The sequence below is a fragment of the Rahnella sp. PD4 genome (assembly GCF_049199325.1).
In the GTDB taxonomy this organism is placed as follows: Bacteria; Pseudomonadota; Gammaproteobacteria; order Enterobacterales; family Enterobacteriaceae; genus Rahnella; species Rahnella perminowiae.
Window position 1 is genome coordinate 102394 of record NZ_JBLZQF010000006.1, and the last position, 15454, is coordinate 117847.

At 52.9% G+C, this 15454-nt stretch carries 13 protein-coding genes and 1 riboswitch; of the genes, 4 read left to right on the forward strand and 9 right to left on the reverse strand.

Annotation, left to right across the window (positions count from 1 at the left end):
* Positions 1–48: 48 nt before the first annotated feature.
* Both ygiD and ribB read right to left on the reverse strand, forming a co-directional pair.
* Complete coding sequence (ygiD, locus tag ACOZIO_RS16195) at positions 49–837, reverse strand: 4,5-DOPA dioxygenase extradiol (RefSeq protein ID WP_129954631.1); 789 nt, start codon at positions 835–837, stop codon at positions 49–51.
* A gap of 250 nt (positions 838–1087) precedes the next feature.
* Positions 1088–1741 carry a 3,4-dihydroxy-2-butanone-4-phosphate synthase gene (gene ribB / locus ACOZIO_RS16200; RefSeq protein WP_129991608.1) on the reverse strand — a complete coding sequence of 218 codons (654 nt, stop codon included), beginning with the start codon at positions 1739–1741 and terminating at the stop codon, positions 1088–1090.
* Between the two features lie 132 nt (positions 1742–1873).
* Positions 1874–2049, reverse strand: a riboswitch (FMN riboswitch).
* A 132-nt stretch (positions 2050–2181) separates the two neighbouring features.
* Between ribB and ubiK the strand changes: the two genes are divergently transcribed.
* Complete coding sequence (gene ubiK / locus ACOZIO_RS16205; protein ID WP_129954499.1) at positions 2182–2454, forward strand: ubiquinone biosynthesis accessory factor UbiK; 273 nt, start codon at positions 2182–2184, stop codon at positions 2452–2454.
* Positions 2455–2519: 65 nt separating this feature from the next.
* Here ubiK and yjeH read toward each other — a convergent pair whose 3' ends face one another.
* The 4 genes from yjeH to ACOZIO_RS16225 all read right to left on the reverse strand — a co-directional run bounded on the left by yjeH (position 2520) and on the right by ACOZIO_RS16225 (position 9593).
* The gene (gene yjeH, locus ACOZIO_RS16210) at positions 2520–3770 is read right to left on the reverse strand and encodes an L-methionine/branched-chain amino acid transporter (protein ID WP_129954497.1); all 1251 of its coding nucleotides are present in this window, start codon (positions 3768–3770) and stop codon (positions 2520–2522) included.
* 101 nt (positions 3771–3871) lie between these two features.
* On the reverse strand, positions 3872–5299 hold the full coding sequence (hldE, locus tag ACOZIO_RS16215; RefSeq protein WP_129954495.1) for a bifunctional D-glycero-beta-D-manno-heptose-7-phosphate kinase/D-glycero-beta-D-manno-heptose 1-phosphate adenylyltransferase HldE: 1428 nt from the start codon (positions 5297–5299) through the stop codon (positions 3872–3874).
* 87 nt (positions 5300–5386) lie between these two features.
* Positions 5387–8224, reverse strand: a complete 2838-nt coding sequence (gene glnE / locus ACOZIO_RS16220; protein WP_217221045.1) for a bifunctional [glutamate--ammonia ligase]-adenylyl-L-tyrosine phosphorylase/[glutamate--ammonia-ligase] adenylyltransferase — start codon at positions 8222–8224, stop codon at positions 5387–5389.
* Between the two features lie 61 nt (positions 8225–8285).
* Positions 8286–9593: an inorganic triphosphatase gene (locus tag ACOZIO_RS16225; protein WP_129991611.1), complete on the reverse strand. Its 1308-nt coding sequence runs from the start codon at positions 9591–9593 to the stop codon at positions 8286–8288.
* Positions 9594–9872: 279 nt separating this feature from the next.
* Between ACOZIO_RS16225 and ACOZIO_RS16230 the strand changes: the two genes are divergently transcribed.
* Together ACOZIO_RS16230 and ACOZIO_RS16235 are read left to right on the forward strand one after the other, a co-directional pair.
* On the forward strand, positions 9873–10493 hold the full coding sequence (locus ACOZIO_RS16230) for a TIGR04211 family SH3 domain-containing protein (RefSeq protein WP_129954489.1): 621 nt from the start codon (positions 9873–9875) through the stop codon (positions 10491–10493).
* Positions 10494–10683: 190 nt separating this feature from the next.
* Complete coding sequence (locus ACOZIO_RS16235; RefSeq protein ID WP_217138244.1) at positions 10684–11919, forward strand: multifunctional CCA addition/repair protein; 1236 nt, start codon at positions 10684–10686, stop codon at positions 11917–11919.
* A 79-nt stretch (positions 11920–11998) separates the two neighbouring features.
* Here the strand turns inward: ACOZIO_RS16235 and bacA are convergent, their stop codons facing one another.
* Together bacA and folB are read right to left on the reverse strand one after the other, a co-directional pair.
* Positions 11999–12823, reverse strand: coding sequence for an undecaprenyl-diphosphate phosphatase (gene bacA / locus ACOZIO_RS16240; RefSeq protein WP_129954630.1), 825 nt, complete (start codon positions 12821–12823; stop codon positions 11999–12001).
* A gap of 185 nt (positions 12824–13008) precedes the next feature.
* Positions 13009–13365 (reverse strand): bifunctional dihydroneopterin aldolase/7,8-dihydroneopterin epimerase, encoded by a 357-nt coding sequence (gene folB / locus ACOZIO_RS16245; protein ID WP_129954485.1) that lies wholly within the window; start codon positions 13363–13365, stop codon positions 13009–13011.
* A 107-nt stretch (positions 13366–13472) separates the two neighbouring features.
* Between folB and plsY the strand changes: the two genes are divergently transcribed.
* The gene (gene plsY, locus ACOZIO_RS16250; RefSeq protein ID WP_129991612.1) at positions 13473–14102 is read left to right on the forward strand and encodes a glycerol-3-phosphate 1-O-acyltransferase PlsY; all 630 of its coding nucleotides are present in this window, start codon (positions 13473–13475) and stop codon (positions 14100–14102) included.
* Between the two features lie 202 nt (positions 14103–14304).
* On the opposite strand, the gene tsaD is transcribed toward plsY, so the two are convergent.
* Entirely contained in the window at positions 14305–15318 is a 1014-nt protein-coding gene (tsaD, locus tag ACOZIO_RS16255; RefSeq protein WP_129954481.1) for a tRNA (adenosine(37)-N6)-threonylcarbamoyltransferase complex transferase subunit TsaD, read from the reverse strand.
* Positions 15319–15454 lie beyond the last annotated feature (136 nt).

Below are 15454 nucleotides of genomic sequence, written 5' to 3' on the forward strand. Positions count from 1 at the left end.
GATAATGAAGAAATTCATTATCCTTTTTATTTCGGGCTGACAGTGCTATTAACCTAACTGCACCGAGAGCATCGAAAGCGATCCCATCACGATCCCGTCCGTTGGCTGCGTGATCGGCTCAATACCATTCCACGCGCCTAAAACATACAGCAATGGCAGATAGTGATCCGGAGACGGATTCGATAATGCGCCGCCTTCATGCTCCATAAACTGCACCAGAGGATGATCTTTCGCCTCACCCTTCCAGCGCAGATTGTCTTTCACATAAGTCTCAAAAGACGTCGCCCACGGATAAGCTTCAGTATCGCCGCCCCATTTCACCATCCGCAGGTTATGCACCACATTACCGCTGGCAACAATCATCACGCCTTCGTCACGCAGCGCCGCCAGCTTCTTACCCAATTCATAGTGGTATTCCGGCGGCTGTGTACCATCAATACTCAGCTGGATCACCGGAATATCCGCGTCAGGATACATCTTGATCAGCACACCCCAGGTGCCATGGTCGAAACCCCACTCGCGGGTATCTGAAATCACATTTACCGGGCTAAGTAATTCCTGAACCCGCTTTGCCAGCGCCGGTGAACCGGGTGCCGGATAACGCTTATCAAACAGCGCCTGCGGGAAGCCGCCAAAATCATGAATCGTGCGCGGGTTTTCCATCGCCGTAACCGCAGTACCACGGGTGAACCAGTGAGCTGATACGGCCAGGATCGCCTTTGGCCGCGGTAATGTTTCACCCAGCGTATGCCAGGCACGGGTATAAATATTGTCTTCCAGCACGTTCATCGGACTGCCGTGGCCTAAGAAGAGTGCGGGCATACGTTGAGTCGTCATCATGAATTCCTTACCCAAAATAAAAGAGAGCGGGCCGGTGAGTGACCTGCCGCGTAATAACACTACGTTACTCTTTTTGATGGCCGGTGACAGCCGGGTAACCGTGAAGGAGATGTTCAATAAATTTGATGAGTCAAATCAAAAGAAAGCGGGAGGATGGTGTTCTTCAAAGCACAATTTTGGCAATAATTCACAATAAAAAGCAAAAAGGCCGCACAGGCGGCCTTTTCTGTTACGCATAACCCGTCGCTTAGCTTGCCTGACGGGTCTGCGCCTGGCGATAGGCCACCAGATCGGCGATGGTCACTACCGGCATATTATGCTGACGGGCAAACACCACCACTTCCGGCGCGTGCGCCATAGTGCCGTCATCATTAGTGAGTTCACACAGCACGCCGAAAGGCTTCAGACCCGCCAGCGTTGCCAGATCTACCGACGCTTCAGTGTGACCGCCACGGGTCAGCACCCCACCGGCCTGCGCACGCAGCGGGAAAATATGCCCCGGGCGATTCAGATCAGAAGGTTTCGCGCCGTCTTTGATTGCCGCACGGATAGTCGTAATACGGTCGGCCGCAGAAACGCCAGTAGTTACCCCTTCAGCCGCTTCAATAGTCACGGTAAATGGCGTCTGGAACGGGCTGGAGTTGTTCTCAACCATCATTGGCAAATCCAGCCGTTTACGGCTGTCTTCGTTCATGGTCAGGCACACGATGCCGCTGCCGTGACGAATGGTCAGCGCCATTTGCTCAACGGTCATATTTTCAGCGGCAAAAATTAAATCGCCTTCGTTTTCACGATCTTCGTCATCCAGTACCAATACACCTACGCCATTACGCATGGCGTCAATAGCACGCTCAACACGTTCAGCTGATGTACCGAATTCGGAAAGTAGGGTCTGATTCATGGTAAAAATAACCTCATGTTCTGTATGTGGATTACCAGAATCAGGGCGTCTTGAGGAGGCTAGCTGCAGCAGCCATCAGGCGTGCTACAGTTATAAAAAATAACGCAGCGGGCATGTTTGCCCGGCTTGAATCGTTACTCTCTCCCATCCGGACTTTAACCGTCGGCCCCGGAATTACACCGGATCTGCTGACCTCTAATCCCGAAGGATTGAGCGCTCGCGGGCTTCCACATGGAAGGGATTATAACGCTTCCGATATTCCGTGGTTTACCGCCGGTGGGGACTTTCACCCCGCCCTGAGAATAAGCAAAACAACTATAGCGCCAATAAATCAACAGGGCAATCCTGCGGTTTGGCCAATTAGTGCCCCTGAAGGTTTATAGAAACGGCCTCAGCGATTACACTATGGAAAAGCACCTCCTTCTAGAAAAGGAAATAACATGATTGACCCGAAAAAAATTGAACAAATTGCCCGCCAGGTTCACGAATCAATGCCTAAAGGGATCCGTGAGTTTGGTGAGGATGCCGAGAAGAAAATCCGTCAGGTATTGCAGGCGCAGTTCAGCCGCATGGATTTAGTCAATCGCGAAGAGTTTGACGTTCAGACCCAGGTTTTACTGCGTACGCGTGAAAAACTGGCCGCGCTGGAACAACGCCTGTCCGTGCTGGAAGGCAAACAGGCAGAAGCGGAAAAACCGCAAGATCCGGCCTGATTATTACGAGTTGTGTAAACAGAAAGGGCCTGCCTGGCAGGCTCTTTCATTATGTAAAATCGGGTTTATTGTATGCGGAATACTGTTTTAGCACCGGGTAATAACAGCCACAATCCTGCAAACACCACGACCGCGTACAGTGCTTTCCAGCCGACCATAGCCAGCAATCCGCAGCACAATACAGCACCCAGCATCGCCATCCATTTTGAGCGCCCTTTCAGAATCCGGGTACCCGACAGCATGCATAACAGATAAATCAGGATGAAAATCCCGTTAGCGTAAGTGATCAGCGCGCCCAGCGGCAGATGCAACCAGTAAATCAGTAATGTAAACAACACGCAGCAACCCACCACCAGATTCAGCGCGGCAACCGGCACCTGCTGAGCGGAAAGCTGTGCCAGTGCACTTTGCGGTTTAACCTGCGCCTGCGACCATACCAGCCGGGAAAAACTCTGGGTATAAATATTGACGCTGGCAAAACATGCCAGGTAGCCAATGATGCAGGCGATCCACAGTGCTTTTTGCCCGAATAATTGTACGACAATACCCGGTAACGAGGCCCCGGCTTCCCGCCCTTCTCCCCAGGCATGAAATTTCAGCACCGCCACCGTACATCCCCAGTAAACCGCGCCCGCCAGCAGCATGCCGATCAATAATGCGCGCGGGAAGTCCCGTTGCGGATGACGAAATTCGGTCGCCAGATGCGCAAAAGCCTCCAGCCCGACGAAACACCAGAACATCACCGCCAGCGCATCAAACAGATTTGATGGAGAAATGTCATGCACCGCAGGCAGCGGGATTTCAGGCAGAGAAATATTCCCTTTCCACCAGATCGCCGCCACCAGTGCGATCACCAGCAATGCGATTACCGTCTGGATATTGGCACTTGACCCGGCACTGCGTGTGCCGAGGAACCAGATGAAAAAAAGCGTACCAAGCTGCACCAGCAACAGATTTGTGCTGCTCCAGCCAAAGGCTGCCTGCCAGAAACCGGCAGCAATATGCAGCGCGGCGGGCAACCCGACCGGGATAACTGACAGGAATAACCAACCGGTAACCCGTGCCATATGTGGTCCGAAAGCTTTGCCGACAAAATGCGCCGCGCCGCCCGCGCTGGGGAAATGCCGGCCAAGCGCGGCAAATCCGATGGCTATCGGAAACACTAACAGGATGAGCACCGGCCATGCCCACAGGCTGTCATTTTGCGCCAGCTCCGCCGCCAGTGCAGGCACCGCAAAAACCCCGGTTCCGAGTAATGAGGTCGAAAGCAGCCCGACGCCCTGCGCCAGGCTCAGTTCCTGTTTTAATCCGCTCACAACAGAGTCACTTCCGTTTCATCGTTGATAGAAAAATCAAAAAGAAAAGGGCTTATCAGATAAGCCCTTCGTTGCAAATAACCTGATCCAGACAGAGGAAATCAGTCCTGCGATTTAATTTGATTGATGATTTTGGTGGTAGAAAGACCATCTTCAAAATTCAGTACGCGCACTTCGCCGCCGTTCGCCCAGACCTCCTGACTCCCGGCAATTTGCTCAGGCTTGTAGTCGCCACCTTTGACCAGCAGATCTGGCAAGATCCCGGCGATCAAACGCTGCGGAGTGTCTTCTTCGAAAGACACCACCCAGTCGACAGCGCCCAGCGCGCCCAGCACGATCATCCGGTTTTGCAGCGCATTCACCGGACGGGTTTCGCCTTTCAGGCGTTTGGTCGAAGCATCACTGTTCACCGCGACGATCAGACGGTCACCCAGTTTGCGGGCGTTCGCCAGATAAGAAACGTGTCCGGCATGCAGAATGTCGAAGATGCCATTGGTCATCACGACTTTCTCACCGCGCTGACGCGCCATCGCCACGGCAGCTTTTAGTTGTTCTTCGTTCATTATGCCAAAACCAACGTCTGAACGTCCGCCGATAGCATTTTCCAGTTCAACCGGAGAAACGGTTGAGGTACCGAGTTTACCCACGACCACACCGGCGGCGGCGTTCGCCAGGAAGCAGGATTCCTCCAGCGTATTGCCTGCGGCCAGTGCAGCAGCGAGCGTGCCGATCACCGTGTCACCGGCACCGGTCACGTCATACACTTCCTGCGCCTGCGTTGGCATGTGGAATGGCGCTTTGCCGGGCTGCAATAAGGTCATCCCGTGCTCAGAGCGGGTGACCAGCAGCGCGGAAAGTTCGAAATCAGCGATCAGCTGCATACCACGGGTAACAATTTCACCTTCGTTTTTGCAATGACCGACAACAGCTTCGAATTCGGATAAATTTGGCGTCAGTAACGTTGCACCACGGTAACGTTCGAAATCCGATCCTTTAGGATCAACCAGCACTGGCACACCCGCTTTTCTCGCCAGTTGGATCATTTTCTGCACTTCAGTCAGGGCACCTTTGGCGTAGTCTGACAGCACCAGTGCGCCACTTTGCGGTAAAGCCTGTTCTATTTTGGTCAGCATCGGCTCGAGATCAACGCCTTCAAAACCTTCCTCAAAGTCGAGGCGGATCAGTTGCTGGTTACGGGACAAAATTCGCAGTTTGGTGATGGTAGGATGTGTGGATAGTGCGACGAAATCGCAGTTAACTTTCACTTCTGCCAGACGCTCACTGAGGGCACGCGCAGCGTCGTCTACGCCGGTCAGGCCGATCAGACAGGAAGAGGCGCCCAGAGATGAAATGTTCATCGCCACGTTAGCTGCACCGCCAGGCCGCTCTTCAATGGTACTGACCTTCACCACCGGCACCGGAGCTTCCGGAGAAATACGATTGGTCGGGCCATACCAGTAACGGTCTAACATTACGTCACCGACAACCAGCACACCTGCGCGGTGAAAATCAGGCAAAGTCACTTTCATCCCAAGACTCCAAAACAGATAAATCAAATCGGGTAAATACAATGCGCCGGATAATATCACAAGCGCCTGTTAGCCGAATAAAAACCCTCAGCCGAGCCACTTTGCCCAGCTGGCACGGATCTGCGCGCGCTCAGTAGCAAAGCTGTCCGCGGCCACTTTCCCGCTGTGTTCCTGCAACGCCAGATGATGAATTTCATCGCGCAGCGTCACATAAGCCTGCGTCAGATGGCGCGCTTCCTCTTCCGGCATGATGTCATATCGTGCCATCAGTTCAAAAATCCGCACGTTATCAGACCAGCGCGTCAGCTTCGGCTCATCATGCGCGAAACGCAGAACCAGGTATTGTGCAATGAATTCAATATCCGTGATGCCACCCGGATCGGCTTTCAGATCAAACTCGTGGGCTTTTTTACTCCCCAGATGGGCATACATTTTCTCGCGCATTTCACGGACCTCCTTACGCAGGCCGTCGCCATCGCGCTGGCGGCAAAGAATGTCGCGACGCGTGGCGTTAAATTGCTGTGTCAGTTGCGGATCCCCGTAAACCACGCGCGCGCGAACCAGCGCCTGATGCTCCCACGTCCAGGCTTCATTGGCCTGATAATCTGCAAACGCTTCAATGGTACTGACCAGCATGCCGGATGCGCCGGAAGGTCGCAGACGCGGATCAACCTCGTAAAGAATGCCTGACGATGTCCGGGTGCTGAATAAGTGCATAATGCGCTGCGCCAGCCGAAGATAAAACTGACGTCCGTCGATGCTGCGTTCGCCGTCCGTCATCACCTCCGGCGCGCAATCGAGCAGGAAGACCAGATCCAGATCTGAGCTATAACCCAGCTCCCAGCCACCGAGTTTCCCGTAACCGACCACGGCAAAACCGCGCCCCTCACGGTGCTGAAGATGCGCGGGCTGCCCGTATTTTACGACCATTTGTTCCCACGCATGCTGCACCACGACATCGAGAATGGCCTCGGCAAGGTAGGTTAAATGGTCACTGACTTTCATCACCGGCAATGCCCCGGAAATATCCCCGGCTGCGATACGCAAATGCTGGGCCTGTTTGAACTGGCGCACGGCTTCAAGCTGCTGTTCTTCGTCTTCTGTTGGCACCCGCATCAGATACTGACGCAGTTCGTCGCGGTAAGCGCCCGGCTCAATCGGCTGGTAAAGCGTGCGCGGGTCGAGCAGTTCATCGAGCAATAAAGGATGACGTGCAAGTTGTGTCGCGACCATCGGCGAGGCGGCACACAGACGGATTAACTGTTTGAGCGCACCGGGATATTCCACCAGCAACTCGATATATGTCGTGCGCGTGACGATATTAAGCAGTAACTGCATCAGCCGCTGTAACGTGACATCGGCATTTTTATAGGTACAGACCTGCGCCAGTAAACGCGGCATCAGCAAATCCAGTTGATCACGCCCGCGTGGCCCGATCGTACGTTTATCCACGTCACGGCGAAAATCAGCAATCTGATGCAAAACATGCCGTTGCGCGTTTTCGTCAAGTTGCGGTACCAGCGGGGCCAGCTCGTCAGGCTCCAGTGCATCAATCCATAAGCTGCTGAAATGGGCGAGTTGCACATCGTCTTCGGCATCTGGCGTATCATCGCCTATCAGCTCATTAAACACCGAGCGCACAGCCTGCATGTGAGCATTCACGGCATCCAGAAGCTGTGGCCAGCCGGCGTAATCCATCCCCCACGCCAGACGCGCCTGATTCAGTTCATCCGACGGCAAGGTCTGAGTTTGCTCGTCCGCTATCGCCTGCAATAAGTTTTCCAGGCGGCGCAGAAACAGATAACTGTTACGCAACTGCAACACCTGTTCTACCGGCAGCAGGCCCAGATTTTCCAGCGCCTGGAGCGTGGGCAGCAACGCACGTTGCTGCAATGCCGGTTCACGTCCGCCACGGATCAGCTGGAATACCTGCACAATAAATTCAATCTCACGGATACCGCCCGCACCGAGTTTAATGTTGTCTTTCAGACCACGGCGGCGTACTTCGCGGGCGATCATGCCTTTCATGTTGCGCAGGGACTGGATCACACTGAAATCGATATAGCGGCGGAAAACAAAAGGCATCAGCATTTTTCGCAGTTCCTGACTGCTGATATCCTCCGCACCGCCCATCAGACGCGCTTTCACCATCGCGTAGCGCTCCCAGTCGCGCCCCTGCTCCTGGTAATAATCTTCCAGTGCGGGAAAGCTCATCACCAGCGGGCCGCTGTCGCCGAACGGGCGCAAACGCATATCCACGCGATAGACAAAACCATCGATAGTCGGCTGATCCAGTGCCTTGATCAGACGCTGACCAAGGCGGGTGAAAAACTGCGCGTTATCCAGTTCACGGCGTCCGCCGCGGGTCTGGCCATTTTCCGGATAAGCAAAAATCAGGTCGATATCCGAAGAGAAATTAAGTTCACCTCCGCCCAGTTTCCCCATCCCGAGGATCAGCATACGTTGCGCTTCTCCTGCCGCATTGACCGGCGTACCGAACTCACGGCAACAGGCTTCATATAACCAGTCACGGGCACTGACAATCAGTAACTCTGCCAGTTCGCTCAACTGGTGAAGCGTATCTTTCGCTTCACTGGTTTGTGCTGACTGCGACCATGCAATGCGGGTCAGAATACGCCGGCGAAACAGACGCAGCGCTTTCATTAAGCCGGCTTCATCGGTCACCTGTGTCAGCGATCCCTCCAGCCACTGGCGGTAAAGTTGCCACTCCTGTGCCTGGGGGGGATTTTGGTCAATTTCATGCCACCACTGCGGAAACGCCAGCAAACTGTCCGTCACGAATTCACTGCTGCTCAGAATGGCCAGTTGTTGATCATCGGGAAGGGGCAGGTTGTCAGGATGTTCACGCCAGCGTTCAAGCAAACTCTGCGCATGGCTTTGCAAAACAGAAGAAAGTGGCAACATGAAATCAGATTCCTTGCAAAAAAAAGCCCGGGCAGTTTGCCCAGGCTAGTCAGTCAGTCAGTTAACGAGGTTGTCCGTTTAACCAGAAAGCATCCATCATCACCGCGTGAGAACGGGCCGAATCCTCCCAGGCGTGTTGCTGCTGAACGATGGCCTGTTGCAGATCCACCCAGCCGGCAATATACGCATCGACGTCTTTTTCAGGGTAAGCACCGGCAAGCAAATGGAAGGTAATAATCTGACGTTTCAGGCGCGCCAGCTGATCGCGATAACCTTCTTCCGTCAGTGGCTGCGCAAAGGCTTCTTTCAGATCCGCTGCGGTACGACCGAGCATGATGTCAGCAAAACGTTTGAAGGAAGCGTCCAGTTTCTTCGCAGATTTATCATCAATAAACGGCGTCCAGCCTGAGGTTGCCAGCCAGGAAGTAAGCACTAACTTGCACTTCAGACAGGCAGTGCCATAACAAATTTCCTGCGCATCCGCCGATTTCTGTTCCAGTACCGGCACCAGATCAGTCAGCAATGTGCGCAGTTCTGCGGACGCTTTACGCGGCACCAGCCCGCCGAACAGTACCAGAATCTGACGCACGGTTTCCACCGCCTGCAATACGCTCAGACGTGCAGTTTTGTCGCCGCGAACCCACAGTTCTTCATGATATTGCCAGTGATCCAGCGCCAGTTCGAACATCGCAGACATAGCCTGTTCAACCGTGGCTTTCGGCTTCGCTTTAAACACCGGCAGCGGTTTAATGTCGCGCGCAGGATTGCCCTTCGCGAGGTGATAACCACGAGCCGCCTTGCTGAAACCGCCCTGACGTAAGCCGCCATGAGCACCGATTTCTGCCGCCAGTGCCAGTAAATCGGCGGTGTTACCCTTTTTCAGCTCAAGTTCGATTTCAGCCAGCGGTTCGGTGAGTTCGCCGGCGACCACCTCACCCTGATCTAACCCAAGTTCTATCTCGCTTTCGCCGTAAGTAATTACCCACTTCTCGCGAGTAAAATCCGTGCGGAACAGCGGAGCGAGTTCTTTCTGTAAAGCAGCGGGCTTGCAGCCTTCCGGCCAGATATCTTTCGGGAACGCGCTGAGTTTCAACACCGGCTTTTTCAGCTCAACGTTGTATTCCGGGCGCTGATGTAACCCACCCACCACTTTGCCACCGGTTTTGATGGTCATTTCATACTGATCGTCAAAACCACGTATGCGCAGACCCATGTCATGCGAACGTAAATAGTTTTCCGCAGTCTCAAAATAGATGTTGGTCAGTTTTGAAGGCGCGGTGTGCTCACTGTTAAAACCAGCGAGTTGCGAAGGTAATTCGGCGATTGCGGCCGGGGTGGCGATAAATTTTAATTCTATTTCTACGGTCATATGAGTCTTCACACCGATGCTTTGCTGCCAAAAGGGATTAACGCGTCGCTGCAATTCTATCATAAGCACAGCGCGCAAGCCGCATGTTGCGGGATTGTAAGATAGTTCTCATTCCGGTTTATACGTTGCGTCGTCACACTGTTGCCCTTACTATCGGTCTCCAACTTTTAGTACCTATATGAGTGCAATGGCCGGACAGTGGCGGTTGCCAGAAGACGTATCCCGATAAAACGGATCCACACTTCACGTTCCCTAAATTCACAAAGAAACGATGAAATAATGCAGAAATTACGCCTAATTGGTTTCGCTTTGCTTGGTTTAAGCATGACATGGGGCGCTCACGCTGATGAGAAGCGCTATATCTCCGACGATTTGATCACCTATATCCACAGCGGTCCGGGTAATCAGTATCGTATCGTAGGCACTCTGAATGCCGGTGAAGAAGTCACCCTGCGCAGTGTCAACGAGAGCACAAAATACGGTGAGATCGTTGATTCGAAAGGCAAAACAGCCTGGATCCCACTTGATCAGTTAAGCAATGTGCCGAGCCTGCGTACCCGCGTTCCGGATCTGGAACAACAGGTGAAAACGCTGACCGACAAGCTGAACAACATTGATTCCAGCTGGAATCAGCGCACGGCCCAAATGCAGTCCAAAGTCTCGTCGAGTGACGGTATTATTGATGGTCTGAAGAAAGAAAATCAGGATCTGAAAAATCAGCTGATCGTTGCTAAAAAGAAAGTTGATGCCGTGAATGTCCAGCTCGATGACAAACAAAGAACCATTATTTTACAATGGTTTATGTATGGCGGTGGTGTCGCAGGTGTCGGTCTGGTGCTGGGGCTGGTATTGCCACATCTGGTTCCGCGTCGCAGGAAAAAAGATCGCTGGATGAGCTGAAGGCTCCCACGCAAGACTCGTGATCTCTTGTCATTGCTCAGGCACTCCGGTGCCTTTTCGTGTTTGTTTTTGTCAGGAAATCATCAGCCCGGGAAATCAACAACACAACTTTGCTATGATAAAGGCAGGGTTCCTTTTCTGTTTTCAGCGACATGATGCGTTGGAATAAGCTAATTTCAGGAGTTATCGCGTGGAGATTTACCTGGTCGGCGGCGCAGTCCGAGACAGTTTATTAAACCTGCCTGTGTCTGAACACGATTGGGTCGTGGTAGGCGCCACGCCTGAATACATGCTCGAAAAGGGTTATCAGCAGGTCGGTAAAGATTTCCCGGTTTTCCTGCATCCGGTGACTCATGATGAATATGCGCTGGCCCGTACTGAGCGAAAATCGGGCTCCGGTTATAACGGTTTCACCTGTTACGCCGCCCCCGATGTGACGCTGGAACAAGATTTAATGCGTCGGGATCTGACCATCAATGCCATCGCCAAAAGCAAAGACGGCGAACTTTTCGATCCATACCACGGCCAGCGTGATATAGAACAGCGTCTGCTGCGCCACGTTTCCGATGCTTTCGGCGAGGATCCGCTGCGTGTTCTGCGAGTTGCCCGCTTTGCAGCACGCTTCGCGCATTTAGGTTTCACGGTCGCCCCGGAAACGCAGGCTCTGATGCAACAGATGGCGGAAAGCGGCGAGCTGGAAGCCCTGATATCTGAACGTGTGTGGAAAGAAACAGAAAAAGCATTACAAACGCAGGACCCGCAGGTCTTTTTCCAGGTGCTGCGTGACTGTGGTGCCCTGAAAGTTCTGTTCCCTGAAATTGATGCATTATTTGGCGTGCCTGCGCCGGAGAAATGGCACCCGGAAATTGATACCGGCATCCATACGCTGATGACACTGAAAATCGCCAGTACCCTGACACCTGACGTTGATGTGCGTTTTTCAGCACTTTGCCATGATTTGGGTAAGGCCCTGACGCCGCCGCAATTCTGGCCTGCTCATCACGGACATGGCCCGGCAGGCGTAAAACTGGTGGAAAAACTCTGCCAGCGGCTGAAAGTGCCGACACACATTCGTGATTTAGCGAAACTGGTCGCGGAGTTTCATGATTTGATTCATACCGTGAATAAACTGCGTCCGGAAACCCTGTTAAAACTGTTCGATACCATTGATGTCTGGCGCAAACCTCAGCGGCTTGAACAGATGATTATGACCAGTGAAGCCGACGCACGCGGACGGACGACCTTTGAAAATAATCCGTATCCGCAAGGCGATTACCTGCGAGAAGCCTTTAACGTTGCCCGCAGCGTGACAAATAAAGATGTGCTGGATGCCGGTTTCCAGGGTATGGCTATCCGCGATGAACTGAAGAAACGCCGTACTCAGGCGCTGGCCGACTGGAAACAAACCCAGGATGCGGCGAGCTAAACGCTGACTTTTTTCATAAGAAAAGCCCCGCCGGTTATTCACCGTGCGGGGCTTTTTATGGCCTCAGGGCAAGCAAAAATCAGGCAATGAACACAAAATACACGGCAATTGCCACGAAGAAACGGTAAATCGCAAACGGGATAAACGAAATACGTTTAATCACCGCCAGGAAGGTTTTAATCGCGATCAGCGCAACAATGAATGCAGAGACAAACCCTGTGACAAACATCGGTAAATCTGACATGTTCAGGAAGCTGTAGCTCTTGTACAAATCCAGAGCCGTCGCCCCCATCATCATCGGCACCGCCAGCAGGAAAGAGAACTCAGACGCCGCAAAACGGCTAATTCCCATTAACATCCCGCCACTGATGGTCGCCCCTGAACGGGAGAACCCCGGCCAGAGCGCCAGACACTGGAAAACACCGATCATAAATGCCTGGACGTAGGTGATGTCATCCACGCCCTCGGCACGCGGTTTTTTGGGTTTCAGCAATTCAGCAGCAATCAGCAAGATACCGCCGACAACCAGCGAGTACATGACATATTTTGGCTCAAACAACGTTTTGATTTGAGAGTGCAAAAGCAGCCCCACAACCGTTGCCGGAACCATTCCCAATATAATATGTAATAAATTCAAACGGCGAAAACCGGTGCCTTCGTGAACAGGCGGTTTACCGAAATGCAAACCTAACATGCTGAACAAACGACGCCAGAACATCACAACCACAGCCAAAATGGAACCTAACTGAATAACGACTTCAAATGATTTTGAGGTATCCCCGGTAAAGCCAAGAAGATTCCCGACAATAATCAAATGACCGGTAGAAGAGACAGGCAAAAACTCCGTGAGCCCTTCAACCACCCCCAAAATAGCCGCAACAAGCAAAGAATGACTTTCGACGATCATTATCGCACCCTACCCTTTAAAAGATCCGCTATGGGAAATATGCTTACAAAACAGACAATAAAAAAGCGGCATCATGCTGAGCCGCTTCATTAAAGAAACCCCGGCAACCCGGACTTTCCTTTTAACGCTTCTTTATGACATTAAATAGACAAGCGTTTTTTAAATTTTATCCATGACAGGATTTAAAAACGCTTTCCGCGCTCAATAATCACACCGACATTGGCCGCCTGAGCAACGGCACCCGGCTTGCTGAGCTTAATCCGAACCCACGGGGAATGAAACCGGCTCAGCAGCAATGTCGCAACTTCTTCCGCTACGCGCTCAACCAGCGCGAAATTTTGTGAAGAAACATGCTCGATCACTGCGTCACTGACATCAGCATAGCTTAAACAATCATTCACATCGTCACTGGCGGCGGACTTTTGGTTATCCCAGGCCATTTCGATATCGAAGACCAGTTTCTGTTTAATGGTCTGTTCCCATTCGTAAGCGCCAATAGTAGTGATTACATTTAGTTGCTCAATAAATACGATATCCATCACGCGATTCTCTGTTTTTGGCCCAGCCGGATACCACTTCCAGCAGAAAATGCGTATTATCCATGGATGTTGCGATTAAAACGACCCTTATTAGACGGAACGGCTTTATGAGTGCTACCGCGCTTGGAATGATTATTTTCGCCTACCTTTGCGGCTCGATTTCCAGTGCGATTCTGGTCTGCCGGGTAGCCCGCTTACCTGATCCGCGTACGGCGGGCTCAGGCAATCCTGGCGCCACCAACGTTTTACGCCTTGGCGGCCGTCTGGCTGCAGCGGCTGTTCTGATTTTCGATGTCCTCAAAGGCATGCTGCCGGTCTGGCTGGCATATCGCCTGAACATTCCGCCGATGTATCTTGGCCTGACGGCGATTGCGGCGTGTCTCGGCCACATCTACCCGGTATTCTTCCGTTTTAAAGGCGGCAAGGGTGTTGCCACAGCGTTCGGCGCCATTGCCCCGATCGGCTGGGACTTAACCGGCCTGATGACCGGTACATGGCTGCTGACCGTGCTGCTGAGCGGTTATTCCTCACTGGGCGCCATTGTCAGCGCACTGATAGCCCCCTTTTACGTCTGGTGGTTCAAACCCGAGTTTACCTTTCCGGTTGCGATGCTTTCATGTCTGATCCTGTTGCGTCATCACGACAATATCCAGCGTCTGTGGCGGGGCCAGGAAGGAAAAATCTGGGATAAGCTGAAGAAGAAACGTAAAGCCACAAAAGAAGATAAAGCCGGATAGCGGATAACGTCAGACTTCAGACATAAAAAAACGACCTCAGTAGGTCGTTTTTTATTGGTTTTTTCAGCGCAGCAAGCCTGACTGAGCGGGAGCGAGACAAGGCGCCAGGAGAGCTGAAAGCGCAGCATACTTGAGTATGTGAGCATTTCGGGTCGGCGCAGCAACGCAGTCGCAGCCCCGCTCAGACTGGCGAAGGCCTGACTCAGACTGGCGGAAGCTCAGCGAGAGGCCAGCGCGGGCGAACGGTCACACCGAGATCGGGCGTTGCACCGCTTTTCAACCGCACCATACCCGCATACGCGATCATCGCACCGTTATCAGTACAGAACTCAGGACGTGCATAAAACACCTGGCCGCCACGCTTCGCCATTACGTCAGCCAGTTTGGTGCGTAATGTGCGGTTCGCGCTGACACCACCGGCCATCACCAGCTGTTTAAAACCCGTCTGGTCGAGTGCGCGTTTACATTTAATCGCCAGCGTATCGACCACCGCATCTTCAAAAGCGCGGGCGATATCGGCATGCGTCTGAGGGTCACTGTCATTGCCACGAATGGTATTCGCTGCGAAAGTTTTGAGGCCGGAGAAACTGAAATCCAGCCCCGGCCGGTCTGTCATCGGGCGCGGGAAGGTAAAACGTCCTGCAACACCCTGAGAAGCCATTTTCGACAGCAACGGGCCACCCGGGTAATCAAGGCCGAGTAATTTAGCCGTTTTATCAAAGGCTTCACCGGCAGCATCATCAATGGATTCGCCGAGCAAGGTATATTCGCCGATCCCGGTAACGCTGATTAACTGCGTATGGCCACCGGAAACCAGCAACGCCACAAACGGGAAATCCGGCGGATTATCTTCCAGCATCGGTGCCAGAAGATGGCCTTCCATGTGATGCACCGGCACCGCAGGTACATCCCAGGCAAAGGCCAGGGAACGCCCGATGGTGGCCCCGACTAGCAACGCCCCGACCAGGCCAGGGCCGGCGGTGTAAGCCACCCCGTCGATATCCTGAGCGGTCAGCCCGGCTTCTTTCAGCGCGGCCTGAATCAAGGGTACTGTTTTACGTACATGGTCACGCGATGCCAGTTCAGGCACCACGCCGCCGTAATCTGCATGCAGTTTTACCTGACTATACAGTTGGTTGGCTAACAAACCGGCTTCGCTGTCATAAACTGCAATTCCGGTTTCATCGCAGGACGTTTCAATACCCAGTACTCGCATCACTCTTTCCATCATGTTTTCGCGCTAACTCGCGGCGCGCAGTTTAGCACACAAGCTTCTGCCGGTGCTGCACCGGAGTGGGAATTCCTCGCTTCACAGGCCAATTAATGTCGAGCAATTTCGACTGATTGGTATA